Below are 25,240 nucleotides of genomic sequence, written 5' to 3' on the forward strand. Positions count from 1 at the left end.
GCAGGGCCTAAGCTGGAACGGCCCGAACCGCCCAGCCACAGGGGAGTCATGAAACTCGGCACCAGGCAGTACCTGGCAGGACTGGTCCTGCTGTTCATCAGCACCCTCTTCGTGCCCCAGGCCGTCTCGGACTTCGCCCGGGCGGAGTCGACGGGCACGCCGGTGCCGGCCGAGGCTCCGCTGCTCCTGGCCATCGGCCTGCTCATCATCCTCGCCGCGGCCGCATGCATCGGCCGGGGCTACTGGCTCACGCACCGCAGGGGAGCTCCACGGAAGTCCCATCCGGAGGACGACCCGGACGAGCCGCTGCTGCGCCCCGGCTACGGGCCGGAGCCATCGGACCGGGACGCATGGCGCGACCATCCCCTGCGCCGGCACGACCGCGACGACGAAGGACGGTCCTGACCGCCCGCTGCGCGGGACGCTCCCCCGGTCGCCCTGTCCAGCCCCGGCGGTCCTTTTTTCCTCCTTGTCCGCCGCAGGCCGGCCTTCGTACGGTCTAATCACCCGGAACGCGCACACCGCGCGTCCCGGCCGCACTGCTGTCCGGACAGCCGGCCATCCGAGGAGGACGCCACCATGATGCCGAAGACCAGGACCCGCACGTCGGCGGTCCCGTTGACCCTCGCCCTCCTGCTCGCCGTGACGGCCTGCACCGATACCGGCACTCCCGACCCCGCATCGAGCGCGCCAGCCCAGGTGCAGGGCGGGGGTGCGACCGACAGCTCGTCGGACGGCTCGTCGGACAGCTCGTCCGGGGAGTCGGGCGGGCAGCAGGAGGACCTGAGCATCCCGGACATCGTCGACGCGGTACAGCCGTCGGTGGTCACCATCTTCACCGAGGGCGGCCTGGGCAGCGGCGTGATCTACACCGAGGACGGCCTGATCCTCACCAACGAACACGTGGTCCGCGGCAACGACGACGTCGAGGTCGCCTTCGCCGACGGACAGCGGGTGTCGGGGACCGTGGAGGCGACCGACGCGGTGTCCGACCTCGCACTCGTGCGGGCCGACCGCGCCGATCTGCCGGCAGCGACCTTCCAGTCCGGGCTGCCGCGCATCGGTGAACTCGCCGTCGTCATCGGGTCCCCCCTCGGGTTCGAGAACACCGCGACATCGGGCATCATCTCCGGCCTGCACCGGGAGATCCCGGGGTCCGCATCGACCAGCCAGTCGCTCGTCGACCTCATCCAGACCGACGCCGCCATCAGCCCGGGCAACTCGGGTGGCGCCGTCGTGAACGGCCGCGGCGAGATCATCGGCATCAGCGAGGCCTACATCCCGCCCGCACAGGGCGCCGTCGCCCTCGGCTTCGCGATCCCCGCCCCGACCGCCACGGAGGTGGCCGAGGAGCTCCGGGAGGACGGAACGGCGGAACACGCCTTCATGGGCCTGGCGCCGGGCGCGATCACGCCCCAGATCGCCGAGCAGCTGGACCTGCAGGACACCACGGGGGTGGTGGTCCTGTCCGTGTCCGAGGGCGGACCGGCCGACGACGCGGGCATCTGGCCGGGTGACATCCTCACCCGGATCGGGGACGAGGAGCTGTCGGCGCCCGAGGATCTCCTCTCGGCGCTGCGCCGGCGGGATCCCGGGGAGACGGTAGCCGTGGAGACCCGGCGGGGTTCGGAGACGCGGAGCGTTGACGTGCAGCTCACGGATCGGCCCGCTGCGGAGGGCTGACACCTCAGAGGAGGCTCCACGCCCTCCAGCCCGGATACACCTCGTGCTGCATCTCCTGGGCGAGGGACTCGAGGTCCTCGAGGTCCTGTCCCGGGAAGAGGCGTGGCGAGGTGGACATGACGCAGAGTGTCCCGATCAGCCATCCTCCCGGGCCGCGGAGGGGATACCCGGCGTAGAACCGGATGTGCGGTTCACCGGCGACGAAGGGGTGCGAGCGGAAACGCTCGTCCTGCACGGTATCGGGCAGGACGAGGGGCCCGGCGGACCGGATCGTGGCATCGCAGAAGGCCTGTGTCCGCTCGAGGTCCTGATTCGCCTTCCCCACCGCGGACTTGATGAACTGCCGGTGGTCCGCGATCAGTGCCAGCGTCGCCACCTCGCAGCCGAACCGCTCGGCGGCCCGACGGGTGATGCGGTCGAACCGCTCTTCGGGCGGGGTGTCGAGGAGGTGAACTCCGGCCAGGGACCGGAGCCGCTCCCGCTCCGCCGTCCCGGCGTCGAGGAGGACCGATCCTGCCGCTCCCAACTGGCGGATGAGCTCCAGCTCCTGGCCACCCGGCAGCTCCGTCCCGGCGGACGGCCCGATCTCCTGTGCGGCGCCCTGCCCGGACGCCTCCCGCGCAGCCTCGGCGAGGAGGTCGGACTCGAGGGGCGGGAGATCCGCCGACCCGCGGAGATAGGCGTCGATCTCCAGCCCCGAGAGGGAGCCACCCAGCGCGAAGTACTGGATCCACGCCTCGGCGACCGACATGCCTGCGCGCTGGAACGCGTCGGCGATCCGCCCGCGCCGGTTCCGCTCGTCCATTGCTCCCCGTTCCCCTTGGAGTGCGCCCTACTCGAAGTGTGTCCTGGCGGGCCCCTGTCCGAGCGACTGCAGGACGGAGGCCGCCACGTCCCGCAGCTTGATGTTCCTCGCACTGGATGCCGCCTTGAGGATCGACATGGCAGCATCCTGGGAGCACCTGTTCTGCCCCATGATGACGCCGACGGCGAGGTCGATGGTCGTCCTGCTCTCCATGGCCGCTCGCATGTCGGCGCTGGACTCGGTCAGGCTCGCGATACGCACCGCGAGCCTGAGGGACGCGGACACCTCCGCGGCGAACCTCTCGGCGGCCTCGATCGCCCTCTCCGTGAACGCGTCGGTGAGCGGCGAGTAGAAATTGAGCGCGGCCGTTGCATCACCCTCCAGCCGGATGGGCACCCCGAGGGCGGACTTGATGCCGTGGTCGCTGATCGCCCGGCTGTACTCGGGGAAGCGCTCCTCGGTGTCGAAGTCGGAGACGTAGTGGACGACGCCGAGGCGGGCGGCCCGCAGGCACGGTCCGTCGTTGTACTCGTACTGGACCTCGTCCATCTTCTGCGCGTCCGGACTGTTGCTCGCGACCGTCGTCTTGGTGCGGGCACGGAGAAGGGTCACGCCGCACAGGACCTCGTCGTCCTCGGCGGACAGCGTGTGGCCTGCGACCTTGACCAGCTTGGTCAGGAACTCCTCCACGTCGTCGCTGTCGAGGACCATGTCCTGCAGCAGGCCCGGGAACACCGGACTCTTCTCTTTCTCGTGATCGGCCAACGGCAAACCTTTGCATCAACCCCGCCCCGGTCGACGCGCGATGCTGGGCAAGAGGAAGGTGGTGGGCCGCCTGCTGCTAAACGGCCAGAGAAATCATACCCAATGGCGGGGATGCTGGAGCACGGCCTCTCCTCCGGCCACCGGCCCGACTGTCAACCTGAGGCGATCTTGAGGGAGCTCACCCCGCACGTTGAGGAGTACGGCGCACACTGGACATACGCAGCAAATGGCCCGGACGTGTCCGCGGACTGACGTTGAATACATCGATGTGCTTGCACGGACATGGGGCGTCGGTCAGGGGTCAAGCAGCCGGCCCCCGACCGGACGCTTGCCCCCCGTCCAGCATCCCGAGCCGCGCGTGCTGCCCCCGGTAGACGGCCGTCCGCAGCTCGATGGCGTAGGCCTGGAGGGCCGGCATCCCGAGCTCGGCGGCGACGGCGATCTCCGCCTCGACGTCGTAGGCGACCCGCACGAACTGGATGCCGAACGGATCGTCGCGACCGCCGTCGGACTCGCCCTCGAGGATCACGTACGACGCCTGCGGCTGGTCGAGTGGATTCCCCACGCTGCCGACGTTCACCAGCGTGCGGCTCCGGTTGGTCGACACGAACGCGTCATGGATGTCGCCGTAGCAGACCACGTCCGGCAGGGGTCCACTCCCGGTCAGTCCGGTCGCCGCGAACATGCCCTCGAAGTCCTCGTCGCTGTGCCGTGCGTGGACCCGGTGGTAGACGCTCCGTGCAGAGGCGTGGAACATCCGGATGCGGCGGCCGCTCAAGGTGATGTCGTGGACGAGCGGAAGGGCCTGCAGCCACCGGCGGTCCTCCGCCGTCAGCTCGTGGTGCCACCACCACCCTGCCTCGTCCCGCCACTCGGGCGTCCCGCTCGGCAGGAAGTCGTCCCAGTTCCCACGCACCGTCACGGCGCAGTGCAGCCGGCTCAGGCGCACGCACTCGGAACCGCGCGGCCCCTTCCCTGCCACATCACCCAGGTTGTAGACGGTGGTGATGCCGCGCCGCCGGAGGTCCTCCAGGACGGCCGTGAAGGCGGTGACGTTCCCGTGCAGGTCCGAGATCACCGCGACGCGTTGCATGCCGTCAGACTATCCCTGGCGCCGCCCTCCCCGGGAAGACACCAGCCGGAGCCCACGGGAACGGCGCCGATGCAACCGCGGATGCCGCCCGGGTTCCGCTTGCCGCCCCGTCGCCGCCTTTCCTAGCGTTGAAGTGACGCGGACTGCGCGGGATCGATCGGAAGGACGGGTGCCACGATGAAGCATTGGATGAGGGATCACGGGCTCCTGCTCGCGAACCTCGCACTGTTCCTGTTCTCGTTCGTCGGGATGGTGCTCAGTGGGGTGCTCCACTACAACGAGGAACAACTCACGCACGGCGAACCGACCGTGACACCGGCCGGGTTCCTCGCGACGGGTGATTTCCTCGAGGCCACCTTCGAGAACTGGGAGTCGGAGTTCCTCCAGATGGGCATGTACGTGGTGCTCACGGCCTACCTCTTCCAGCGGGGTTCCTCGGAATCGAAGCTGCCGGACAAGCACGAACCGCAGGACGACGACCCGCAGGATGCGGCAGGCGACAAGGACGCCCCGTGGCCCGTCCGGCGCGGAGGACTGGCCCTCACGCTCTATGAACACTCGCTGTCCATCCTGTTCTTCGCACTCTTCGCGGCATCCTTCCTCCTGCACGCGGTCGGCGGCAGCGAGGCGTACAACGACGAGCAGGCAAGCCACGGGCAGCCCGGGGTGTCGGTGCTCGGCTATCTGGCAACCTCGAGGTTCTGGTTCGAGTCGTTCCAGAACTGGCAGAGCGAATTCATGGTCATCGCCGTGATGGTGGGCGCCTCGGTCTACCTGCGCGAGCGGGGCAGCGTGGAGTCCAAGCCCGTGGCGATGGCACACAGCGACACCGACACCTGATCCCCGTTATCCTCGTGGTGCCAGGCCGCCTCCGCCGAAGGGCCGTTCCATGCAGCACTCCGCCCCGACCCCCGTCGGAACCCGCCCCACCGAGGCGGAACTGACGGTGCGGCTGCGCTCGGCAGGATGCGTGTTCGCGGAGGACGAGGCCCGCCTGCTCGCCGGGAGCGGTGCAACGGACGAGGTCCTGGCAGCCATGCTGGACAAGCGCCTGGCCGGCTTCCCGCTCGAGCACATCCTGGGCTGGGTGGACTTCCGGGGGCTGAGGCTGGAGGTGGGCCCGGGCGTGTTCGTGCCGCGCCAGCGGTCCGCGTTCCTCGTGGCGTGCGCCGTCGAGCTGACGGCGGCCGGCGCTACGGTCCTCGACCTCTGCTGCGGGTGCGGGGCGCTCGGGGCCGCGCTCGCCGACGCCGTCGGGGATGTGCGCCTGCACGCAGCCGACATCTCGTGTGCCGCCGTCGACCTGGCTCGCCGCAATCTCGCCCGCTGGGACGCGGCGCTCTACGTGGGCAACCTGTTCGATCCGCTTCCCCTGACCCTGAAGGGCTCCGTCGACACCCTGCTCTGCAATTCCCCCTACGTGCCGTCCGCGCGGGTGCAGACCCTGCCGGCCGAGGCGAGGGTGCACGAACCTCTGGCCAGCCTCGACGGCGGACGCGACGGCATGGCGGTCCAGCGGAGGGTCGTCCGGGAGGCCCGGCAGTGGCTGACACCGGGTGGGCACCTGCTGTTCGAGGTCGGGGAGGACCAGGAGCAGCACTGCGTGCGCCTGCTCGCGGACGGGGGTTACCAGGCGTGGTCCTGCACCCTCGAGGAGACCGGCGCCACCGTCGTCGTCGGACGCCGGCCGCTGGACCCGCACCGCACCCCTGGCGCCGACGGGCGTGTCCACCCTGGGGACGACGTGCACCGGCGCACCACTGGTTAGTCTCGGAGGACCCGTCCCGCCACCCGTGCGGGACCCGGACCGACTAGGACAGGGCGGCATGGATCTGGCATACGGCGTGGAGCGCTTCACGGTCACGCAGAAGGTGACCTTTCTGGTGAACCGCTACGAGATACGGACGGCCGGTGCGGACGGCCGTCCCGGCGACCTGCTGGCCTTCGCCCAGCAGAAGCGCGCCGCCTTCAGGGAGCAGGTCACCTTCTACCAGGACGAGTCGCGGCGGCTTCCCCTGTTCTCCTTCCGGGCCCGGCAGCGGCTGGACATCGGCGCGACCTATGACGTCCTGGACGCGGACGGGCGGCCCATCGGCAGCTTCCGCAAGGACTTCGGCGCATCCCTGCTGCGCTCCACCTGGCACCTCGAGGCCTCCGGCATCCAGGCGACGGGCAGCGAGCGCAGCGTCGGGGTGGCCCTCGGCCGGCGGCTCTGGGAGATGCTGCCGGTCCTCGACTCCCTGCCGTCACCGTTCAGGTTCCACTTCGACTTCCTGGATCCGGCAGGCGCGCTCCTGCTGAGCTCGGAGCGCGGCCAGTCCCTCCGCGACAGGTACCTGGTCACCGTTCCCGGCGCACGGCTTGACGGGCGGGTTGCTGCGGCGATGGCTGTTGCGCTCGACGCCCTGCAGGACCGGTAGGCCGGTTGGTGCCCTCCACGGCGGCGACCGCCCGCCCGCGTGCCGTCGCCGAGCAGGTCCGGAAGGTGTGGACGCCCGCTGGGCCGGAGCCGCTGTAGGGAGCGCGGCAGCAGGAGTCGGAACCGAACATCGCCAGGTCGTCGATCAGTTCGTTGACGGCCTGGGAGACGCAGTCGCGATCGTCGGCCGGCAGGACCATCAGACCGTGGAGGTAGGCATCGACCTCGAACCGGCCGATTGAACCTCCCATGTTCAGGAAGTGGTCCCAGACGATCGCCAGGGACAGGTCCGCGTGCCTCATCGCGGTGGCGGTACACAAGCCTTGCATAGGGGGATTCCTTCGGGCGGCCCGGACGGGGGCGGGAAGCCGCTCGGTGTCCACCACCCGACGGGCAGCGCGGCAGGGTTCCTCCGGCAGCCGGCTTCCTGACCGCCCATGGAAGCTCCGGCGCCTGCCGGGCATCCTTGCTCCGTCCATTCTGGCACCCGGGTGGCGCTTCGTGCAGGACTTTTTCTGCACTGGACGACCCCGCGCCCCGATGCTGGGCGGTCCGGTCACGCAGGCGGCCGCAGTGCGGACAGCACGACGACGACATCCGCCCCGTACTCGGCGTCCATCCGCGTCTGGACGGAGCCGTCGTCGTACACCACCGTCACCGTGAGGTAACCGTCGTGCAGGTCACCACCCAGTACGGGCAACCCACCGGTCCCGAGGATCTCCTGCTGGATCCGCTCGAGCTCGTCCGGGCTCGCAGGGCCCTCCCGACCCTCGGCGAGACGCGGGTCCTCGACGGGCAGGGCGTCGTAGAGGGACAGGGGGATCGGCTCTCCGGTCCGCGTGAACACCGCGCCGTTCCAGGTACCCCTCACCGCATACGCGCCCCAGGTCACGCCCGACGCCGACTCGGCCTGCGGCGCCAGGGACCAGTCCCAGTTCTCGATCGGGGGTCCGCTGCATTGGGGCGGGTAGGACTCCATCACGCCGCCGAGGCAGAACTGCGGTGGTGCGTCCGCGACCTGGAGGACCGTGCCCTGGCCGATGACCGCCCCGGGCGCGGCGGGTGCAGCCGTCAGCGGTGCGTCCGCTGGTCCGGTCGCGCCGGGATCGGCAGCCGATGGCTGCCCCGGCGGAGCACCCGGTGTCGCACACGCCGAGAGGAACACCGCTGCGAGGGCCACGACGCCCAGCCTTGTCGACCACGTCATGCCTCATCTTCGGCCGCTGCCTTCCGGAAGGCCATGGAACCGCCGGAATTCGCGCCGAACCGTGACCGGAGCGCGAGGCCACGGCCACGACGGCTTCGACGCCCCGCTGCGGCCCGACCGGTTACGGGTCCTGCGCCCCGCCCTACGGCCCTGTGATCTCGATGCTCCGCAGGCGCACGATCTCCCGCACGACATCGTCGGGCACCGGCTGCGCCGCGGAGAACCGGATGGTCCCCTTCGACAGTGAGAACCCACCGAGCGACGGCGCTACGGCCTCGACCACCGCGGGAGAGAAAGGATGGAGCGAGAGGTGGTTCGCGGCAGCGCCGACGCCGACCAGCGGTCTCCCCTGGAGCAGGAGGGCCGGGAGGCCGTAGCTCCGACCCGCCTCGGCCTCGGGACGGGCGGACCGGGCGATGTCGATGATGCGCTGCAGGCAGGTCCGGTCCGGTTCCTGCAGTTCTGCCAGTACCGCGCCGATCGGGTCCATGCGGCGATCCTAGACCCGTGCTCCGGAGGACGCATCCCGTGGCTACACCAGGGACTCGAGTTCCTGCATCAGGTTCCGCTGCGCGCGCTCCGCCCAGTGGCCCTGCGCTGCAGCCGTGCGGTACAGCGGGTCGAGGGCCAGCAGCCGCAGCAGCACGGCCCGCCTCCCCGTTGTGAATGCATCATCGGGAATATGCGCGTACTCCTGCCGGACGGCGTCGGTGTAGCGGGCGTAGGCCTCGGGAGGGCTCGCGAGCACCGAGAGGTCCGCATCGCAGAGCAGCTGGCCGGAACGGTCGTCGGGGGCCGGATCGTGTGCCACGGTGACCAGGACCAGGCGCCCGACCTCCCGCGCCGCCGACGTGCCCAGCGGTTCCCGGAGGCGTTCGACGGCGAGGTGTGCGGACGCCTGTTCGTCCGTCCCCGCCGATCCCTCGTACACGGCGTCGTGGAACCAGGCGGCGAGCAGCACGGACCGGCGCAGGAGCGCGTCGGCCGGTTCCATCAGGACGTCCAGCGCCTCGAGGACGGCGATCAGATGGGTGGGGGTGTGGTACTTCCGGTGCGGCTCACTCCATCGGTCGAGCAGTTCCCGACCCAGGGCTGGTTGCGCCGGCAGGAGCGACTCCCAGCGGGACGCCAGGGCGGCTCGGAGCCGGGGCGCCCGTTGCCGGGCGGGGATCCGCAGCCCGCTCGCGATGAGCGCACGCACCAGTTCCGTCCCGCTGACCTCCCGCGCTCCCCGGAGGACGAGGTCCCGATGGCGCCGCGCGGGAACGTCGTAGTGGTCCTCGTCGAAGGCCCGGCGCGGGATGCCCGCCGCCTCCGCGAACGCATGCAGTTCATCGAGCGACGACGTCGAGACCAGGTGGGAGAAGACGGTCCCGTGGGCGGGCCAGGACGGCGGATCGATGAGGACGGCCATGACCAGAAGTCTAGGTGGATCGCCGCAGCGTCAGGGCGCCTCACCCGCCGGCCTGGTCGCCCTGCCGTCGAGCCACAGCTCCGCCGACTCGTCCCGGTGGGCACCGTCGGCGCCCACATGCTTTCCACTGATCGTCGCGCCGTTCCTGATGACGTGCACCAGGGCCATGGCGTGGCCCCGCCCGAGGTCGTAGTCCTCCTTCAGCCAGGCGACGATCTCCCCGGCCTTCGTCCCCGGCGTGGCGAGGCCGCGCGCGGTCGCCCGCTCGAGCAGCTGGCGCGGTGTCAGCCCCGTCTTCACTTCGATCGCATCCAGGTATGCCTGAAATGACATGTCTTTCCCTCCTATTCGCCGCGGAGCCCGTACGAGGCCAGGACATTGCCTTTGCTGGTGGTGGTCGTCTCCTGCAGTTCCAGGCGGGTCACCGGGTCGGATGCTTCGAAGAGGTGGCGGCCCGTGCCCGCCACCACGGGATGGATCATGAGCATGAGCGAGTCGAGCAACCCGGCGAACAGGAGCTGGCGGACGAGGGAGATGCTGGCGCACACGGCGATGTCCCCGCCGTCCGTCTGCTTGAGCGAGCGGACGAACTCCTCGAGGGGTGCGTCCATCAGGGACGCGTTGGTCCAGCCCAGGTCACCACTGAGGGTCCGGGATGCGACGAACTTCCGGACCGGGTTGATGAAGCCACCGAAGGGATCGGCGGCTTCCGCTGCGGGCCAGTACTGCGCCCACTCCTCGTAGCCGTGGCGGCCGAGCAGCACGGTGTCCACCCTGGCGATCATCTCGCCCATGCCGACGCCGAGTTCCGCGTCGAAGCTGTCGAACTGCCACAGGTGGGGTGATTCGACCACTCCGTCCACGGAGGAGAAGAGTCCTGCTGTGAGTCTGCGCATGAGGTGCTTCCGTTCGTCGGTGATGGCAACGTGTCCCAGTAGACGCCACGGAGGCCGGAGAATCATCGATACCGGCCGAATTTTCTGCGCAGCCCTCCTCCCGCGCAGGGACAGCCATCGCTAGGCTCAGTGCATGCAACCCGCCACCGCCCGAGGGACGACGCCAGGAATGCAGCGGGAAGGGGTGCCGTTCGAGGAACTCCTGGAAGCGTCCCGGCGCGACCTCACCGGATACTGCTACCGGATGCTGGGGGCGGCGTCGGAGGCCGAGGACGCCGTGCAGGAGACCATGATCAAGGCCTGGTCCAGCAGGGACTCCTTCGCCGGGCGGTCCGCCCTGCGCACCTGGCTCTTCCGGATCGCGCACAACGTCTGTGTCGACATGCTCCGGAGCCCCCAGCGCCGGGCCCGGCCCATGGACCTCGGGCCCTCCACGCGGACCGCGGACGCGGTGCTCGGCGCACCCCTCACGGAGAGCGCCTTCGTGCAGCCGATCCGGGACGAGAGGGTGATCGACACCTCGGGTGATCCCGCCGTCGTCGCCGAGGCCCGTGACACGATCCGGCTGGCCTTCGTGGCTGCGCTGCAGCACCTGCCGCCACTGCAGCGCAGCGCCCTGATCCTGTGCGAGGTCCTGCGCTGGTCCGCCGCCGAGGTCGCCACCCTGCTGGAGGTGACCACCGCTTCGATCAACAGCGCCCTTCAGCGTGCCCGCAAGACCATGGCGGGCTTCGAGCCCACCACCTCCATGCCCCTCGAGGATCCGGCGCACAAGGACCTGCTCGCCAGGTATCTGCGGGCGTTCGAGGCCTACGACATGGAGGTGCTCGTCTCGCTCCTGCGCGACGACGTCGTCCTCTCCATGCCGCCCTTCGATCTGTGGCTCACCGGCCCGGCGGATGTCCGCGCCTGGTTCGTGGGTGAGGGCAGCGTCTGCGAGTTCGGGCGCCTCCTCCCGCTGGACGTCAACGGCGCAGGCGGGTTCGCCAACTACCACCTCGTGGAGCCCGGGCTCTGGAAGCCCTGGGCCATCCAGGTCATCGAGACCGATGGGGGACTGATCGTCGGCCACCACAATTTCCTGTATCCCGAGATGTTCGAGGCCTTCGGGCTGCCCCCGGTGATCGACGAGCGCGGGACGCCCGGGCGCGGGGAATAGCAGAGCCCGCCGATCGCACCTGCCGTCGGGCCCTCGGCGACAATGGACCTGCCGTCCACCATCCGTGCAATTCATTCCTCTCGGCGAGTTTGCAGGATAGGGTCGGGAATATGGGGCTGACGAATTCATCCGGACAACACAGGAGAATGTGATGGCGCAGCGGGTACAGGTCCAATTGGTCGACGACCTCAGTGGGGAAGAAGCGCAGGAAACGGTGCGCTTCGCCCTCGACGGCACGAATTATGAAATAGATCTCACCGAGCAGAACGCGAATGCGCTACGTTCCGCCCTCTCCGGCTACGTGGACAAGGGCCGGAAAGCCGGTTCGGGGAAGCAGTCGGCCGGGAGCCCGAAGGCTTCCTCCTCCCGATCCAAGCGCGAGGACACGCAGCAGATCCGTCAGTGGGCCCAGGAGAACGGATTCAACCCGAGTTCCCGCGGCCGCATCACACAATCGATCATCGACGCCTATAACGAAAGTCGCTGACGCGTCCTTTCCCGTTCCGGGTGGCGGGAAGTCCATGTGACGACACGATAACCGGAGAACAGAATGGCCGTCCTCCGCCGCGGTGTGCACCCGGACGAAGCGGCCGGCAAGGAATAGGGAGTCGCGGATCCAGCCCGAGGGAGAGCCCCCGGGAATCAGCGGAGCTATCTCCTGCCGGTCGACGGCGGGTGCGGTGTCACGTAAGCCCTCTTCCCCGCCGGCGACCGGGGGCGCGCCGCTCCGCGGCGACGACCGATCCGATGGCGTACCCGTCAATCGTCGCTCCCCGCCCCGCGGGCCCACGCCTCGGCCCTGGCCGGACTGCGGAAGTAGCAGGTCTCGGACAATGCCTGCTCGAGGAAGGCCACGATGACCTGGTCCACGGGCCCCGTGCCGACGAATCCGACACGGGAGGAGAGGTCCCCTTCGAGCAGGAGGGCGCGTGCGCCCGCGGTCATCCCCACCATGCCCTGCACGTGGACCACGAGTGGCAGGCGGTAGCCGTCCGAGAGTTCACGGATGCCGTCGTAGGACGAGAGGATGTCCGCGAGTGTGAGCAGGGAACCGGGAGCCCACCACAGGACGAGCAGCCCGGGACGCGCTTCGATACAGCACTTGCCGACGCACCAGCGGCGTCCGTCCGGGGGGTGCTCGGTGCCGCGACACGGCCGTGCCGGCGCGGTATTCGCAAGGACGATCTGACTCAACGGTTCCTCCAGGATGAACGGGTGTTCCGCCCCCAGTGACCGAATATGCCCACTCTGACACGGTCTCGCCGGGCGGCTGCCCATGCGGACAGAAGCGGGTAGCCGGCCCTGTACAAAACGAGTGGTGGATGGCACCCTTCCAAGTGATCCGCATCACGATCTCCGGTCCGCGACCGGTTCCATGCCAACGGGGGCAGCCATGACAGCAGCAGGGACGACCGTCCTCGCCATCGGCACCAAGAAGGGGCTGTGGCTCGCGCGGAGCTCGGATCCGGAGAACTGGACGCTGTCGGAGCCGAAGTTCCTCATGGAGGAGATCCCGAGCGTCGGGATCGATACGCGTGGCGGCCGGACCCGTCTCTTCGCCGGCCGGATGTCCTGGCACTTCGGCCCCTGCATCGCCCATTCGGACGATCTCGGAGAGACCTGGACGGAGCCGAAGGAAGGCAGTATCCGCTTCGGCGCGGACGACGGCGCAGCCCTCGAACGGATCTGGCAGATCCAACCCGACGCGGAGAACCGGCCGGGCGTGGTGTGGGCCGGGTGTCAGCCCATCTCGGTCTGGAAGTCGACCGACCACGGCGAGACGTTCGAGCTCAACAGGGGCCTGTGGGACCACCCGCACCGCACCGAATGGGGTGCCGGCTTCGGCGGGGCGGCCGCCCACACCGTCCTGCCGAGTCCCGCCGACGACACTCTGCACGTGGCCATGAGCACCGGAGGCGTCTACCGCTCCGACGACGGCGGGATCTCCTGGCAGCCCCGCAACAGCGGCATCAGCGCGTACTTCATGCCCGACCCGAACCCGGAGTTCGGCCAGTGCGTGCACAAGGTGGCCCGCGACGCCGTCGATCCCGACCGCCTGTTCGCGCAGAACCACCACGGCGTCTACACGAGCACTGATCGCGGGGACTCCTGGCAGTCGATCGCCGAGGGCCTGCCGGCGGATTTCGGCTTCGTGATGCTCGCCCACCCGCACCGGAGCGGAACGGCCTGGGTCATCCCCCTCAAGGCCGACGGCGAGCGCATCCCGCCGGACGGGCGTCTTCTGGTGCACAGGACCGACGACGGCGGTGCGACCTGGGAGGCGAGCTCCGCCGGCCTGCCCGAGGCGGACTTCAACGCCGTCCTCCGCGACGCGGCCTGCGTCGACACCGCGGATGTCCCGGGTGTCTACTTCGGGACCCGCGGAGGAGCCGTCTACGCGAGCGCGGACGAGGGCCGCACCTTCCGCGAGGTCGCGAGTCACCTCCCGGATGTGCTCTCCGTCCGCGCAGCGGTCGTTCCCTCCTGACAGGGACCCACCATGGCTGCCGTGACCGTCCTCATCCCCACGCTCCTCCGCCCCTACGTCGACGGGCGGAGCGAGGTCCGGCTGGACGTGCCGGACGCCGGAGACGTGGCGGCACTGCTCGACGGGCTGGGCGCCGGACGTCCGCTGCTCGACCAGCGGATCCGTGAGGAGACCGGAGCACTGCGGCGCTACGTGAACATCTACGTCGACGGCGAGGACGTACGGCGCCTGAACGGGCTCGGCACCGCCGTACCTCCGGGCGCGACGGTCCTGATCATCCAGTCGGTCGCCGGCGGCTAGGGACGGGGCGAGCCGTAACACAGAGTTAACGGTGCCCGCCGGATGCTGAAACGTGCCGCTGACTACCATGGCTGAGCGCCGCGTGCCATCCCGGCTCCGCACCCACCCCTCATGCGACCCCGGGCTCCGTCCCTCGGGCACGCGCAGGCGCCATCACGGAAATGGACCTCCCATGGATTCTGGAAACGTCGCTTGGATTCTTGCCAGCGCTGCGCTCGTCTGTCTGATGATCCCGGCCCTGGCCCTGTTCTACGGAGGAATGGTCGGCTCGCGCCGCATCCTCAACATGATGATGATGTGCTTCGGCGGGGCGAGCCTCGTCGCCGTGCTGTGGGTGCTCTTCGGCTACTCGATGGCCTTCGGCGACTCGGTGGGCGGCCTCGGACTGATCGGCGATGTCGCCGAGTACGCCGGCCTCGGCCAGCTGCTCGCCGATGATCCCACCGCCTCGATACCGCCCATCCTGTTCGCCGCATTCCAGCTGTTCTTCGCCTGTGTCACCACGGCGCTGGTCGCCGGTGCCGCTGCGGGCCGCATGAAGTTCGGGGCGTGGATGATCTTCGCCGGCGTCTGGGCCACCCTGGTGTACTTCCCGATCGCCCACTGGGTCTTCGCCTTCAGTTCCGAGGACGGTTCCGTGGTGGGTGGCTGGATCGCCAACAACCTCAGTGCGATCGACTTCGCCGGCGGCCTGGCGGTCCACATGAACGCGGGCATCGCAGCCCTTGCCCTCTCGCTCGTCCTTGGCCGCAGCCACGGCTGGCCCACCGTGGACCATGCCAAGCCGCACAGCCGGCCGCTCGTCCTCGTGGGAGCCGGGCTCCTGTGGGTCGGTTGGTTCGGCTTCAATGCAGGGTCCGCCCTGTCCGCGGGCCAGTCCGCGTCGGTCGTCTTCCTGAACACGGCCGTCGCCGCGTCGGCCGGGCTGCTCGCCTGGGCGCTCGTGGAGAGGTTCAGGCACGGCGCCGCCACCAGCATGGGTGCGGCGTCCGGCCTGATCTCCGCGCTCGTCGCCATCACCCCGGCCTGCGGTGCCGTGAGCCCGCTGGGCGCCCTCGCCATCGGCGCGATCGCCGGAGCCGTCTGCTCCCTCGCGATCGAACTGAAGTTCCGGCTCGGTTTCGACGACTCCCTCGACGTCGTCGGCGTCCACCTGATCGGCGGCATCCTGGGCACCCTGCTCATCGGGTTCTTCGCCACCGAGGACGCCCCCAACGGTGTCTCCGGACTCTTCTACGGCGGCGGGTTCGACCTCCTGGGGATCCAGGTGCTCGCCACTGTGGCTGTCCTGGTCTATTCCTTCGTGGTCACCTGGGTCATCGCCCAGGTCATCCAGCGCACGGTGGGTCTCCGCATCGAGCAGGAGGACGAGCTGCGTGGCATCGACATCTCAGCCCATTCCGAGTTCGCCTACCTGACGGACGAGGATCCCGTGGACCTCGGGGCACCGCCGCGCACGTAACCGCTCTGCGTCCTCATCGCCCGGGCGGTGACCGCACCGTTCGCGCCAGTGGCAGGGAATCCGTCGGGACCCTGCCACTGGCGCTTCGCCATGGGGACGACCCCCTCGGATCCGGGGTGCGCCTTCCCCGCGGGTTGGCCTTACCCGCCGGCCGGGGACACGCGCGCACGGCGGCGGTTCCAGGCCGACCCCGGCGTGGGTCAGAGCTGCAGGGCGTTCAGCTGCGCCAGGGACGCGTCCGGTCCGACGGCGGCGATGCCGTGCACGCGCGCCCACGAGATCAGCTCCCGAATGATGGCCTGGGAGACGCCCGACCAGCGGGCGTAGGGCAGCACGTAGACGGAGTCGACATCTGCGCGCAGCGCGTCCAGGAGCCGCAGCCCGCCGCAGCCGACCGGCTGTCCGGTGGCCAGCTCGTAGGCGATGAGGAAGACGGCGATCCGGTCGCCGTCGTCGTCGGTCACTTCGGGCGTGCCCGGCGCGTGGCCTTTGTTCGTCTCGGCTCGCAGCGCTTCCCGCAGCCCCATGGCTACCGGGTTGGTCCAGGGAACCTGTCGAACCCTCAGCGTCTGCATGGCAGCCTCCTGTGCACTCGGTGTGCTTCCCAACGCTATGGGTCTCCGGTTTCGCCCGTATTTCCGGCCGCGAAACACTCTGTGGCGACGACCCGCCGGTGCCGGGAAGGATCCATATCGTCGCCGGACGCGACGAGCACGCCACGTCTGCTCTCGTGGAGGAAGCGACCTACGAGGCCCGGTATGCCCCTACGATCCGACGGGTCCGACAGCACCTGGATCCGGGCCTGGGAACCGGAAGCGCACCACGGATCCCGGCGGCAACTGCGCGGCGCGGTCCAGGTCTTCGGAGATCACGACGGCGATCACCGGGTAGCCCCCCGTGACCGGGTGGTCGGCGAGGAACAGGACCGGCAGGCCCGACGGCGGCACCTGCAGGGCACCCGGCACCGTTCCTTCGCTCGGGAGTTCCCCCTGCCGCGTCCGCTGCAACGCAGGGCCGTCGAGCCGCAGGCCGATGCGGTTGGACTGCGACGTCACCGTCCAGTCCGTGCCGCACAGACGGTCGAGGCCGCCGTCGTCGTCGAACCAGTCGGCCCGGGGGCCGGGGATCACGCGCAGGGTGGCCGGCGAGCGGGATTCCCGCGGGACCTCCGGGTCGCCGACCGTCGAGCCGGGTGCCGGTGGTCCTACGGGGAGCGACATGCCCGCCGCGAGGGCGGGCGGCCCCAGCCCGGACATCGAGTCCGTGGAACGGCTGCCCAGCACCTCGTCCGCGGCGAAGCCGCCGCGGACGGCCGTGTACGTACGCAATCCGGACGCCGGCACCGACTGCCGCAGCACCTCACCGTCCCGCAGGAGGAAAGGCGCGCCGAGCGACGGCGTACGCTCCCGCCCGTCGGGCATCGAGATGGTGAGGTCCACGTCCGCGCCGCTGACGGCCAGCACCTGGTCCCCCGCGGCCTCGAGTGCGAGCCCGCCGTTGAGGCTCTCGATGGCGGCGTACCCGCTCGCATTGCCCACCAGCCTGTTCACCTGCCGCAGCGCGGCACGGTCCAGCGCTCCTGCTCCAGCGACGCCCAGCGCCATGAGCCCGGGCCGGCCGAGGTCCTGCAGCGTGCTCTGGAGACCGGGCGCGACGACGGACAGCCCCTCGCCTCGGTCGGGTGTCCCGGGGGAAGGACCGACCGGGGTGCCGGCCGTCCGGACGGGGAGCTCGACCAGCTCCCGGACCGCGGTGAACCGCACGCGGTTGCCGGGCCGGATCAACGCGGGCTCGGCACGGGTGGGGTCCCACAGGACCGCATCGGTCCGCCCGACGAGCTGCCAGCCGCCGGGTGACTCGCGCGGGTAGACGGCTGAGAACGTCCCCGCCAGTGCTACCGAACCGGCAGGGACGGCGGTGCGCGGCGAGACCCGGCGCGGCACCTCCAGCCGTGGATCGCCGCCGGTGAGGTAGGCGAAGCCCGGTGCGAAACCTCCGAAGGCCGCGACCCAGGGTGTGCCCGTGTGCGCTGCGACGACGGCCTCCTCGCTGAGTCCCGTGTGCCGGGCAACCTCGGCGAGATCCGCGCCGTCATAGCTCACCCCGATGGTGACCAGCGTGTCCTCGCGCTCGACGGGCAGCGACGGATCGACCGAGCGGAGCCGGGCCGCGAGCGCCGCCACCTGCCGTGCCTCCTGCACCGTGACGAGGACCGTGCAGGCGGCCGCGACCACGTCCACCTGGCCCTCGACCGGGTCCGCCTGCAACTGCGCCTGGACACTGAGCACCTCCGGCAGGCCGGGCAGTTCGATGAGCAGCCCGTGGTCGCCGACGGCCCGGAGCATCATGCCGGCCGGCCCTCCCGGGCCGGCCACCTCAGGCGAATGCACCGACGGTGATCCCAGCGGACGTGAGTGCCCGCCGTACCGCTGCCGCCATGGCGACGGCACCGGGGGTGTCACCGTGGACGCAGATGCTCTCGGCGGCGATGCGGATGCGGGATCCGTCGACCGCCACCACTTCGCCGTCGGCCGCCATGCGGAGGACGTGCTCGACGACGTCGGACTCGTGGTGGAGCACGGCTCCGGGCTCGCGCCGCGACACGAGCGCGCCGTCGGGTGTGTAGGCACGATCGGCGAAGGCTTCGACCACGGTGCGGAGTCCGGCCGCCCGCGCCTCCGCCTCGATGACCGTGTTCGGCAGCACCAGCAGCGGCAGCGTCCCGTCGACCTCGCGCACCGCCTGCACCACCGCCCGCGCCTGTCGCTCGTGCACGGCGATGGTGTTGTACAGGGCGCCATGGGGCTTCACGTATCTCACTGCGGTACCGGCCGCCCGGGCCAGCGCCTGGAGCGCACCGATCTGGTACACGACGTCGTCGGTCAGCTCTACCGGGTCGACGTCGATGAACCTCCGCCCGAAGCCGGCCAGGTCGCGGTAGCCGGGGTGCGCGCCGACCGTGGCGCCGGCGGTGGCGGCCGCCGCACACGTGGTCCGGATACCGGTGGGATCACCGGCATGGAATCCACAGGCGACGTTCACGCTCGAGACCGACTCGATGATGCGTGCGTCGTCGCCGAACGTCCAGTTGCCGAAGGATTCACCGACGTCGCTGTTCAGGTCGATCATGTGCCCCCACCTCTCGTGTTCCAGTCCGGCATGCCGGCTGGTCATGCGGTCGACGATCCTGTCCCGTGGTGCGGTTCAGGGCTCGGAACGGAAACCCGTCAGTTTGTGCGACCCGTCGCAGTACGGCTTCAGCACGGACGCTCCGCACCGGCAGAGCGCGACCGTCCGCCGGGTGCGGGGCAGGGCGTCGCCGCCCGCGCCGACCAGTTCGAAATCCCCCCGGATGAGCAGTGGGCCGTTGGGGCAGGCGACGACGGAGACCGGAGCCGCCTTGCCGGAGCCGAGCGCACGCTCGGGCAGCGGTCCGGAGGCTGCAGGAGTGGTGCCGGCGCTCACGACGCCATCGATTCCGAGGCGCGCAGCGAGGATCGGCCGGCTTCCCACGCCGCCATGATGTGGACCGTCATGAGGGTGTCGATCGCGAGCCCGGCTGCGGCACCGAACAGCACGTCCTGCAGCAGGCGCGGATCCGATTCCACGAGTCCGCCGGCCATGTCCCTCCCGGCGATCTGCTCGTGGACGGCGTCGGCCTCGACGTGTTCGTCGAAGTATTCGAGGGTGTCCTCGCCGTAGCCATGGCGCTTGAAGCCCCGCGAGTACAGGCGGTTGGGCTGGGACGACGTCATCTCGTAGGCGGCGAGGTGCCCGACGATCGCTCCTCGGAGCCGACGGTTGAGGCCGAAGAGCGACATCAGGTTGTTGGTGGCCAGCGTGATCGCCGGAGCCGCATCGAGGTAGGCGCCGTAGGTGTCATCCATCCCGAGATCGCGCATGGTGCGGGCGAACAGTGCCGAGTGCATGCGGGCCGGCAGACCGTTCCCGTACTCGTCCGCCTGGATCTCCACCAGGGCTGCTTTCGCCCGGCCGGCCAACCGCGGGATCGCGAATGTGTGCGGGTCGGCTTCCTTGAGCTGGTAGACGGACTTGTGCACGAGGAACTCCCGCAACTGGTCGTTCGTCGCGGACCTGGCCACGAAGCGGGACATACTGGGGCCGGAGTCCTCCCCGGTCATGCGGAAGAGTTCCGCGCAGACGGCTTCGCTGGTCGCTGCGGGCAGCTCGGGCAGGACGACCTCGTCGCGCACCCTGCACTCGAAGGCAGCCTCGATCCGGTGCCGTACCCGCAGCAGGTCCGGATTCCACTCCCAGTCGTCCCCCGCGCCGTCGACACCGCTGTAGTGCAGCTCGTACATGCAGAAGAGGGCAAGTTGGAGGTCGTCGTCGTACAGGATGTCGGCCGTCTCGTGGACCGCTGCGCCGACGAGCGCATCGAGCCGCTCCAGGGAGTCCTGCCCGGACGCGGCGGTGCCGGCGATGATGGCCAGGACGAGGGCACTGATCTCTCCGCGCGGGGAGGGCTGCTGCATCGAGGACCTCTTCTGTTCGTCGTACCTGCACCGTCGATCCGGAGCAGTGATGCTAAGCGTACTTCGCTTCTGCCCGCGTGGGAGTGCAGAGGCCGGAGGTCCCTGCACCGGACGACGCCGGCCCGGCGGGCACGGATGCCCGCCGGGCCGACGTGATCCCTGCTCCCGGGGCCCTGGCGCCCTGGCGCGGGAGCTGCGGCCTCAGGCGCGTCGCGTCGTACGGTTCCCGCGGTTCAGGGCGAGGGCGAGGCCGATCATCCCGACCGCCAGCAGGAAGTGCAGCCAGTTGTCCGCCGTGTTGACCGGCACGAAGTTGGCGGCCGACTCCTGACCGATCACGAGTCCGTAGATCCACAGGATGGCGTAGATGATCCCGCCGCCGAGGAGGTACGAGCGTGCTCCCGACACCGTCCTCGACATGGCGAGTCCGGCGACGCCGAAGAGCAGGTGGACGATGTTGTGCAGGATCGACACCTGGAAGATGCCGAGCAGCATCGCCTCGGACTGGTGGCCGGCGAACATCATCGTGCTGTAGTTCGAGGTGATCCCCGGGATGAACCCCAGGATCCCGACGAGCAGGAAGACGACGCCCACGGCCTGGGCAGCGCGCTGCAGGGTGGTACGTCCGCTCTCCACCGTGCGGTTGTTCGTATTCGTCATGACGATCTCCTTTCCTTCGGGTGCTGCGATGCGTTACTCGCGGTTGAGCTTGTCCTGCACGGTGCCGGCCATCTTCTCGACGGTGTTCGGGATCTCCGTGGTGCCGTAGAAGCGTGAGTCCGGATGGGTTGCGGGCGGCATGGGGGCACGGGTGGTGGGGCCTTCGTGGTAGGTGAACTCCCCCTTGCCGTCGGGCGTCGGCCCGGCCGCCCAGCTGCCCTCGGAGGCGGTCTTGCCGTCCGAGAAGTTGAGGTACTGGTAGGAGACCTCCCTGGCTTCCTTCTTGAGCGGGAAGTTGCTCGGCACCGGGAGTTCCTCCAGCTTCGATTCCTGGAGTTCGCGGGCTGCCGCGATCCACTGGTTCTGGTGCATGGTGTCGCGGGCCAGGAGGAAGGAGAGCATGTCCCGGATCCCGTGGTCGTCCGTCATGTGGTACAGCCGGGCCACCTGCAGTCGGCCCTGCATCTCCGCGTTCGCGTTCGCCGTGAAATCCGCCAGCAGATTGCCGCTGGCCGTGACATAGCTGCCCTGCCAGGGGTTGCCCATGCTGTCCACCGGCCGGGCGCCGGCGCCGGCGACGATCGCATGCTGCATGTCCGTCCCGCCGAGCACGGCAGCGATGGCCGGATCGGACTGGACCGCGTCCTCGGTGATCCCGAGGGGGGCCTTCTCGAGGAGCTGCGCGATCATCGTCGCGAGCATCTCCACGTGTCCCATCTCCTCCGCGCCGATGCCGAACAGCAGGTCACGGTACTTGCCGGGGATGTGCGCGTTCCATGCCTGGAAGCTGTACTGCAGGGCGACGGTGATCTCACCGTACTGGCCGCCCAGGACCTCCTGCAGCTTCCGCGCGTAGACGGCATCCGGCTTGTCCGGGCTGGCCTTGTACTGGAGCTCTTGCTTGTGGAAAAACACTGGTGCTTACCCTCCCCACATCGGGCCCCGCCCGGGTTGGGTCCGCTCCTTCTGGAAGCGGCCGCAGGCAGGGCCTCTTGATCCGACGCTAACCGTGCGCCTAGGATTTCCGGAAGATACTAAGCGTACTTATTTAGAGGTTGCGCGATGTGGAGAAAGGACTTGCGCCGTCGAATGTAAGCATGCTTAGCTTCAGTGATAAGTCCAGCACGACATGCCGGACCGTCGCATCGAGAACACGATGGAACGTCCGCTTTAACGGCAATATCAACGTTAGGAAGAACCATGACTACGCAGAATTGGCCGCAGGACCCCCTGGTTCCCTCCACGACCGGCAACGAGTCGTCCACCTCGAACCTGGAGACCACCGAGCTCGGCACCACGGAATTCACCGGTGGCAACTCGGGATCCGGTGATTCGAAGAGTTCCGTCGCCAAGGACCAGGCCAAGCAGGTGGGCCAGGACGGCAAGGAAGCAGCCAAGAACGTAGCCGGCACCGCAGCCTCCGAGGCGAAGAGCGTTGCTGCCGAGGCCGGATCGCAGGCCAAGAACCTGCTCGGAACCGTGACCTCCGAGGTGAAGAACCAGGCCGGTTCGCAGCAGCAGAAGATCACCGAGGGCATCCGCGGCATCTCCGACGAGCTGAAGTCCATGGCTGAGAAGTCGGACAACCACATGGTGGCCAACATCGTCCAGCAGGCATCGCAGCGCACGGATTCGGCGGCAAGCTGGCTCGAGGGTCGCGACGCCTCCGACATCCTCGAGGACGTCAAGGCCTTCGCACGGCGCAAGCCGGGCACCTTCCTCGCCATCGCAGCAGGATCCGGCCTGATCGTGGGCCGTCTCACGAAGGGCCTCACGGGCAACCGCGAGTCGGGCAGCACCTCCGGCACGGGCCGGAGCTCCAGCTCGACCGGCACCTCCACCACGGGCTCCTACCCCGGCTACACCGAGGTCGATTCCGACCTGTACAGCGGAACTCCCGCCACCGGTGGATTCGGTGAGACCACGCGGGGCCAGCATGTCGCCGGCTCCAACCCCGCCTTCGTCGACCCGACGGACGACTACCCCACCATTCCCCCGGGCACCCCTCCCGTGGGCACCCTCCCGAATGACGGGAGCCTGCGCTGATGAGTGAGGCATACACAGGGGGCGCCCACCAGGCCGCCGCTCCACCACCATCGGAGGCCGAGCAGCGCTCCGCCAACGCCTCGGTGGGCGAACTGCTCGGGGAGGTGACGAAGGACCTCTCCAAGCTCATGCGGCAGGAGGTGGCCCTGGCGAAGGCCGAGGCGACCGAATCGGCGAAGAACGCCGGGAAGGGCGCCGGCATGTTCGCCGGTGCGGCCATCGGCGGCCACTTCGTCCTCCTGTTCCTCTCCCTCGCACTCATGTGGGGACTCGATGCGCTGATGCCGATCGGCTGGGCCGCCGTCATCGTCGCAGTGATCTGGGGCATCATCGCAGCGGTCCTTGCCCTGCAGGGCAAGAAGGAAATGAAGCAGATCAAGGGTCTCCCTCAGACAGCGGAGACCGTCAAAGAGATCCCTCCGACACTGAAACCAGGTGAGCACACCCGATGAGCCAGACGCCAGATGAGATCCGTGCAGATATCGAACGCACCCGCCAGGAACTGGGCACCGACGTCGACGCGGTGGCCGACAAGGTGAACCCTGCGAACATCGCGCACCGGCAGACCGAGAAGGTCAAGAACAGCTTCAGCAACGTGAAGGAGACCGTCATGGGTAAGGCCGAAGACGTCAAGGATTCCGTCATGGGCACCGCCGGGGATGTGAAGGACTCCGTCACCGGCAAGGCCTCCGGCGTCAAGGACAGTTTCGCGAACACCGCCGGTAGCGGACGGGGTGCCGCACAGTCCGCCACCGGAGCCGCGAAGGACAAGGCCCTCCACGCCGGACACGCCGTGCAGGACGCCCCTCGCCAGCTGTCCGACAAGGCTGCGGGGAACCCTCTCGCAGCCGGCCTGATCGCCTTCGGTGCCGGGCTCCTCGTGGCATCGCTCATCCCGTCCAGCGAGAAGGAGCAGGAGGCCGCCTCGCAGCTGAAGGAGCAGGCCGCTCCCCTCAAGGAGAAGGTGACCGAGGCGGCCAAGCAGGTCGTCGAGGAGGTCCGGGAGCCCGCACAGGAGGCCGTGCAGTCCGTCAAGGACTCGGCCGCCGATTCGGTGCAGACGGTGAAGGACGAAGGCCAGCACGCCGCCAGCGACGTCAAGGGCAGCGCCCAGGACGCGAAGTCGAACGTCCAGCAGAGCTGATACGCGACGCAGGATGAGGAAAGGCCACCGGATCCCGTCCGGTGGCCTTTCCTCGTGGCGGACTCCCCCGCGTCCGGGTGGCCGTCCGCACCGCGCTACCGATCACCCAGTGCCCGGCGGACCTACCCGAGGAGCGCTCCCGCCTCCACCAGGCCGACGATGGGCTGCCGATACTCCACCGAGAGGATCTCGAGCATTGCTGCGGCATAGTCGGCATTGGTACTGCCGATGGCGTCGAGTGCATAGCTGACCCGGAAATCGTGCGCGAACGCATCGGCCCCCGTGTGTGCCACGCAGTTGTGTGTCGATACCCCCGCGAGGACGAGGCGCTCCACCGCATGGCCACGGAGGCGCTCCGCGAGGTCCGTGCCGAAGAAGGCACTGTCACGGGTCTTGGTGACGGTCTCGAGGCCCGAGACCCTCAGACCGTCGACGACGGCGGCCTGGTGCGTGCCGCGGAAGATGAAGCCCTGATCGTCGTCGAGCATCGAGGTGGTCCACGTGGACCGATCCGCGAGGTGCTCGGTGCGCGCCACGAGAACTGGGCTCCCGCCCCGCTGCGCAGCGTCGATCAGACCGTTGCAGGCGGCCACGAGTGGGCCCTGGGCCTTCGCGAGGACCTCGTCCTCGAAGAAGGCGTTCTGCATGTCGATGATGAGGAGTGCGGCCCGACCACCGGGCGTCCGATCTCCGGCCCCGGGCACATCCGATCCGGGCACATCCGATCCGGCCGCGGGATCAGTGGGCGGCATCGGGTTCCCGGTGCGCTTCCGGCAGTGCTTCCCCGAGATGGCGGAGGACCCGGTCCTCGCGAGGCCGCGGGTCCCCCGCCGGCGATTCCAGGACGACGAGTCCTGCTTCCTGTCGGCCGGCGATCCCGCGGAGCGCCAGGGCATCGGTCAGGACGTCGGGACCGGCGGACGGCGCCTCCGCCAGGCGATGCACCTCGACTTCCGCCATGTTGGCGGCGTACGCGATCTGCGCGGCGGTGAATCCGTCGGCGAGAGCCTGGCGGATTGCTTCTCCGCAGGCCATGGCGAGCCGGTCACGCTCGAATTCTGCATCTTCCAGATCGGCGGCTGCGATCAGGACGTCGTTGATGTGAGGGGGTCGTACAGCTGACATGGCGCCCTTCCCGGGGGCTCGGCGAACGACCGGCTGCACACCGTGCCGGATCCCGTGCACGCCAGGAAGAGCCGGCCC

At 69.4% G+C, this 25,240-nt stretch carries 31 protein-coding genes; 13 read left to right on the forward strand and 18 right to left on the reverse strand.

All coding sequences use genetic code 11. The features are described 5' to 3' along the window. Positions 1 to 48 precede the first annotated feature (48 nt). Positions 49 to 405: a hypothetical protein gene (locus AC0Z9V_RS14350; protein ID WP_459269173.1), complete on the forward strand. Its 357-nt coding sequence runs from the start codon at positions 49 to 51 to the stop codon at positions 403 to 405. Positions 406 to 579: 174 nt separating this feature from the next. Further along, positions 580 to 1,683, forward strand: a complete 1,104-nt coding sequence (locus AC0Z9V_RS14355; RefSeq protein ID WP_485141926.1) for a S1C family serine protease — start codon at positions 580 to 582, stop codon at positions 1,681 to 1,683. Positions 1,684 to 1,687: 4 nt separating this feature from the next. Here AC0Z9V_RS14355 and AC0Z9V_RS14360 read toward each other — a convergent pair whose 3' ends face one another. The 3 genes from AC0Z9V_RS14360 to AC0Z9V_RS14370 all read right to left on the reverse strand — a co-directional run bounded on the left by AC0Z9V_RS14360 (position 1,688) and on the right by AC0Z9V_RS14370 (position 4,346). Beyond that, a complete protein-coding gene (locus AC0Z9V_RS14360) occupies positions 1,688 to 2,488 on the reverse strand; it encodes a GAF domain-containing protein (protein ID WP_485141927.1) in 801 nt (266 codons plus the stop codon). A gap of 27 nt (positions 2,489 to 2,515) precedes the next feature. Next, positions 2,516 to 3,253 carry a GAF and ANTAR domain-containing protein gene (locus AC0Z9V_RS14365; RefSeq protein ID WP_459269170.1) on the reverse strand — a complete coding sequence of 246 codons (738 nt, stop codon included), beginning with the start codon at positions 3,251 to 3,253 and terminating at the stop codon, positions 2,516 to 2,518. Between the two features lie 301 nt (positions 3,254 to 3,554). Further along, positions 3,555 to 4,346, reverse strand: a complete 792-nt coding sequence (locus AC0Z9V_RS14370; RefSeq protein WP_485141928.1) for a metallophosphoesterase family protein — start codon at positions 4,344 to 4,346, stop codon at positions 3,555 to 3,557. 177 nt (positions 4,347 to 4,523) lie between these two features. Between AC0Z9V_RS14370 and AC0Z9V_RS14375 the strand changes: the two genes are divergently transcribed. From AC0Z9V_RS14375 to AC0Z9V_RS14385, 3 genes are read left to right on the forward strand one after another with little or no spacing between them, the layout of a single operon-like run. After that, positions 4,524 to 5,186, forward strand: a complete 663-nt coding sequence (locus AC0Z9V_RS14375; RefSeq protein ID WP_208740316.1) for a DUF6766 family protein — start codon at positions 4,524 to 4,526, stop codon at positions 5,184 to 5,186. Between the two features lie 49 nt (positions 5,187 to 5,235). Continuing rightward, entirely contained in the window at positions 5,236 to 6,114 is an 879-nt protein-coding gene (locus AC0Z9V_RS14380) for a putative protein N(5)-glutamine methyltransferase (RefSeq protein WP_485141929.1), read from the forward strand. 58 nt (positions 6,115 to 6,172) lie between these two features. Next, positions 6,173 to 6,766, forward strand: coding sequence for an LURP-one-related family protein (locus AC0Z9V_RS14385; RefSeq protein WP_485141930.1), 594 nt, complete (start codon positions 6,173 to 6,175; stop codon positions 6,764 to 6,766). Positions 6,767 to 7,321: 555 nt separating this feature from the next. Here the strand turns inward: AC0Z9V_RS14385 and AC0Z9V_RS14390 are convergent. From AC0Z9V_RS14390 to AC0Z9V_RS14410, 5 genes are all read right to left on the reverse strand, one after another. Then, positions 7,322 to 7,972, reverse strand: a complete 651-nt coding sequence (locus AC0Z9V_RS14390; RefSeq protein ID WP_485141931.1) for a hypothetical protein — start codon at positions 7,970 to 7,972, stop codon at positions 7,322 to 7,324. A 142-nt stretch (positions 7,973 to 8,114) separates the two neighbouring features. Continuing rightward, a complete protein-coding gene (locus tag AC0Z9V_RS14395; RefSeq protein ID WP_485141932.1) occupies positions 8,115 to 8,462 on the reverse strand; it encodes an iron chaperone in 348 nt (115 codons plus the stop codon). Positions 8,463 to 8,504: 42 nt separating this feature from the next. Next, the gene (locus AC0Z9V_RS14400; RefSeq protein WP_485141933.1) at positions 8,505 to 9,386 is read right to left on the reverse strand and encodes a DUF4031 domain-containing protein; all 882 of its coding nucleotides are present in this window, start codon (positions 9,384 to 9,386) and stop codon (positions 8,505 to 8,507) included. A 30-nt stretch (positions 9,387 to 9,416) separates the two neighbouring features. Continuing rightward, complete coding sequence (locus AC0Z9V_RS14405) at positions 9,417 to 9,719, reverse strand: DUF4287 domain-containing protein (protein ID WP_133079939.1); 303 nt, start codon at positions 9,717 to 9,719, stop codon at positions 9,417 to 9,419. An 11-nt stretch (positions 9,720 to 9,730) separates the two neighbouring features. Continuing rightward, positions 9,731 to 10,282, reverse strand: a complete 552-nt coding sequence (locus AC0Z9V_RS14410; protein ID WP_485141934.1) for a dihydrofolate reductase family protein — start codon at positions 10,280 to 10,282, stop codon at positions 9,731 to 9,733. Between the two features lie 133 nt (positions 10,283 to 10,415). Between AC0Z9V_RS14410 and AC0Z9V_RS14415 the strand changes: the two genes are divergently transcribed. Together AC0Z9V_RS14415 and AC0Z9V_RS14420 are read left to right on the forward strand one after the other, a co-directional pair. Further along, positions 10,416 to 11,441, forward strand: a complete 1,026-nt coding sequence (locus AC0Z9V_RS14415; protein WP_485141935.1) for a sigma-70 family RNA polymerase sigma factor — start codon at positions 10,416 to 10,418, stop codon at positions 11,439 to 11,441. Between the two features lie 151 nt (positions 11,442 to 11,592). Further along, entirely contained in the window at positions 11,593 to 11,928 is a 336-nt protein-coding gene (locus tag AC0Z9V_RS14420; protein ID WP_133079941.1) for a histone-like nucleoid-structuring protein Lsr2, read from the forward strand. 272 nt (positions 11,929 to 12,200) lie between these two features. Here AC0Z9V_RS14420 and AC0Z9V_RS14425 read toward each other — a convergent pair whose 3' ends face one another. Further along, positions 12,201 to 12,635: a hypothetical protein gene (locus tag AC0Z9V_RS14425; protein WP_485141936.1), complete on the reverse strand. Its 435-nt coding sequence runs from the start codon at positions 12,633 to 12,635 to the stop codon at positions 12,201 to 12,203. A 199-nt stretch (positions 12,636 to 12,834) separates the two neighbouring features. Here AC0Z9V_RS14425 and AC0Z9V_RS14430 point away from each other — a divergent pair, with 199 nt between their 5' ends. The 3 genes from AC0Z9V_RS14430 (at position 12,835) to AC0Z9V_RS14440 (ending at position 15,691) form a co-directional block, all read left to right on the forward strand. Then, positions 12,835 to 13,929 carry a WD40/YVTN/BNR-like repeat-containing protein gene (locus tag AC0Z9V_RS14430; RefSeq protein WP_485141937.1) on the forward strand — a complete coding sequence of 365 codons (1,095 nt, stop codon included), beginning with the start codon at positions 12,835 to 12,837 and terminating at the stop codon, positions 13,927 to 13,929. A gap of 12 nt (positions 13,930 to 13,941) precedes the next feature. Continuing rightward, positions 13,942 to 14,229 (forward strand): MoaD/ThiS family protein, encoded by a 288-nt coding sequence (locus tag AC0Z9V_RS14435; protein ID WP_485141938.1) that lies wholly within the window; start codon positions 13,942 to 13,944, stop codon positions 14,227 to 14,229. Positions 14,230 to 14,401: 172 nt separating this feature from the next. Beyond that, positions 14,402 to 15,691 carry an ammonium transporter gene (locus tag AC0Z9V_RS14440; RefSeq protein ID WP_485141939.1) on the forward strand — a complete coding sequence of 430 codons (1,290 nt, stop codon included), beginning with the start codon at positions 14,402 to 14,404 and terminating at the stop codon, positions 15,689 to 15,691. A 200-nt stretch (positions 15,692 to 15,891) separates the two neighbouring features. Here the strand turns inward: AC0Z9V_RS14440 and AC0Z9V_RS14445 are convergent, their stop codons facing one another. The 7 genes from AC0Z9V_RS14445 to AC0Z9V_RS14475 all read right to left on the reverse strand — a co-directional run bounded on the left by AC0Z9V_RS14445 (position 15,892) and on the right by AC0Z9V_RS14475 (position 21,762). Then, the gene (locus tag AC0Z9V_RS14445; protein WP_485141940.1) at positions 15,892 to 16,266 is read right to left on the reverse strand and encodes a GNAT family N-acetyltransferase; all 375 of its coding nucleotides are present in this window, start codon (positions 16,264 to 16,266) and stop codon (positions 15,892 to 15,894) included. 189 nt (positions 16,267 to 16,455) lie between these two features. Further along, positions 16,456 to 18,081: a 5-oxoprolinase subunit B/C family protein gene (locus tag AC0Z9V_RS14450; RefSeq protein WP_485141941.1), complete on the reverse strand. Its 1,626-nt coding sequence runs from the start codon at positions 18,079 to 18,081 to the stop codon at positions 16,456 to 16,458. After that, entirely contained in the window at positions 18,068 to 18,865 is a 798-nt protein-coding gene (locus AC0Z9V_RS14455) for a LamB/YcsF family protein (protein WP_485141942.1), read from the reverse strand. The genes AC0Z9V_RS14450 and AC0Z9V_RS14455 overlap by 14 nt, the downstream gene beginning before the upstream one ends. 30 nt (positions 18,866 to 18,895) lie before the next feature. Next, positions 18,896 to 19,156, reverse strand: coding sequence for a CDGSH iron-sulfur domain-containing protein (locus AC0Z9V_RS14460; RefSeq protein ID WP_485141943.1), 261 nt, complete (start codon positions 19,154 to 19,156; stop codon positions 18,896 to 18,898). Then, the gene (locus AC0Z9V_RS14465; RefSeq protein WP_485141944.1) at positions 19,153 to 20,187 is read right to left on the reverse strand and encodes an iron-containing redox enzyme family protein; all 1,035 of its coding nucleotides are present in this window, start codon (positions 20,185 to 20,187) and stop codon (positions 19,153 to 19,155) included. Before AC0Z9V_RS14465 ends, AC0Z9V_RS14460 begins: the two co-directional genes overlap by 4 nt. Before the next feature lie 201 nt (positions 20,188 to 20,388). Beyond that, positions 20,389 to 20,847, reverse strand: a complete 459-nt coding sequence (locus tag AC0Z9V_RS14470; protein WP_133079949.1) for a DUF4383 domain-containing protein — start codon at positions 20,845 to 20,847, stop codon at positions 20,389 to 20,391. A gap of 33 nt (positions 20,848 to 20,880) precedes the next feature. Then, positions 20,881 to 21,762, reverse strand: a complete 882-nt coding sequence (locus AC0Z9V_RS14475; RefSeq protein ID WP_133079950.1) for a manganese catalase — start codon at positions 21,760 to 21,762, stop codon at positions 20,881 to 20,883. Between the two features lie 285 nt (positions 21,763 to 22,047). Between AC0Z9V_RS14475 and AC0Z9V_RS14480 the strand changes: the two genes are divergently transcribed. The 3 genes from AC0Z9V_RS14480 to AC0Z9V_RS14490 are packed head-to-tail and all read left to right on the forward strand — an operon-like array spanning position 22,048 to position 24,037. Beyond that, positions 22,048 to 22,893, forward strand: coding sequence for a hypothetical protein (locus AC0Z9V_RS14480; protein ID WP_208739941.1), 846 nt, complete (start codon positions 22,048 to 22,050; stop codon positions 22,891 to 22,893). Beyond that, positions 22,893 to 23,345: a phage holin family protein gene (locus AC0Z9V_RS14485; RefSeq protein ID WP_133079952.1), complete on the forward strand. Its 453-nt coding sequence runs from the start codon at positions 22,893 to 22,895 to the stop codon at positions 23,343 to 23,345. The genes AC0Z9V_RS14480 and AC0Z9V_RS14485 overlap by 1 nt, the downstream gene beginning before the upstream one ends. Then, a complete protein-coding gene (locus AC0Z9V_RS14490; protein WP_208739940.1) occupies positions 23,342 to 24,037 on the forward strand; it encodes a DUF3618 domain-containing protein in 696 nt (231 codons plus the stop codon). Before AC0Z9V_RS14485 ends, AC0Z9V_RS14490 begins: the two co-directional genes overlap by 4 nt. A gap of 122 nt (positions 24,038 to 24,159) precedes the next feature. On the opposite strand, the gene AC0Z9V_RS14495 is transcribed toward AC0Z9V_RS14490, so the two are convergent. After that, positions 24,160 to 24,756, reverse strand: a complete 597-nt coding sequence (locus AC0Z9V_RS14495) for a cysteine hydrolase family protein (RefSeq protein WP_244186011.1) — start codon at positions 24,754 to 24,756, stop codon at positions 24,160 to 24,162. 19 nt (positions 24,757 to 24,775) lie between these two features. Beyond that, the gene (locus AC0Z9V_RS14500) at positions 24,776 to 25,162 is read right to left on the reverse strand and encodes a hypothetical protein (RefSeq protein WP_208739938.1); all 387 of its coding nucleotides are present in this window, start codon (positions 25,160 to 25,162) and stop codon (positions 24,776 to 24,778) included. Positions 25,163 to 25,240 lie beyond the last annotated feature (78 nt).

The organism is Arthrobacter sp. UYP4, assembly GCF_057291175.1.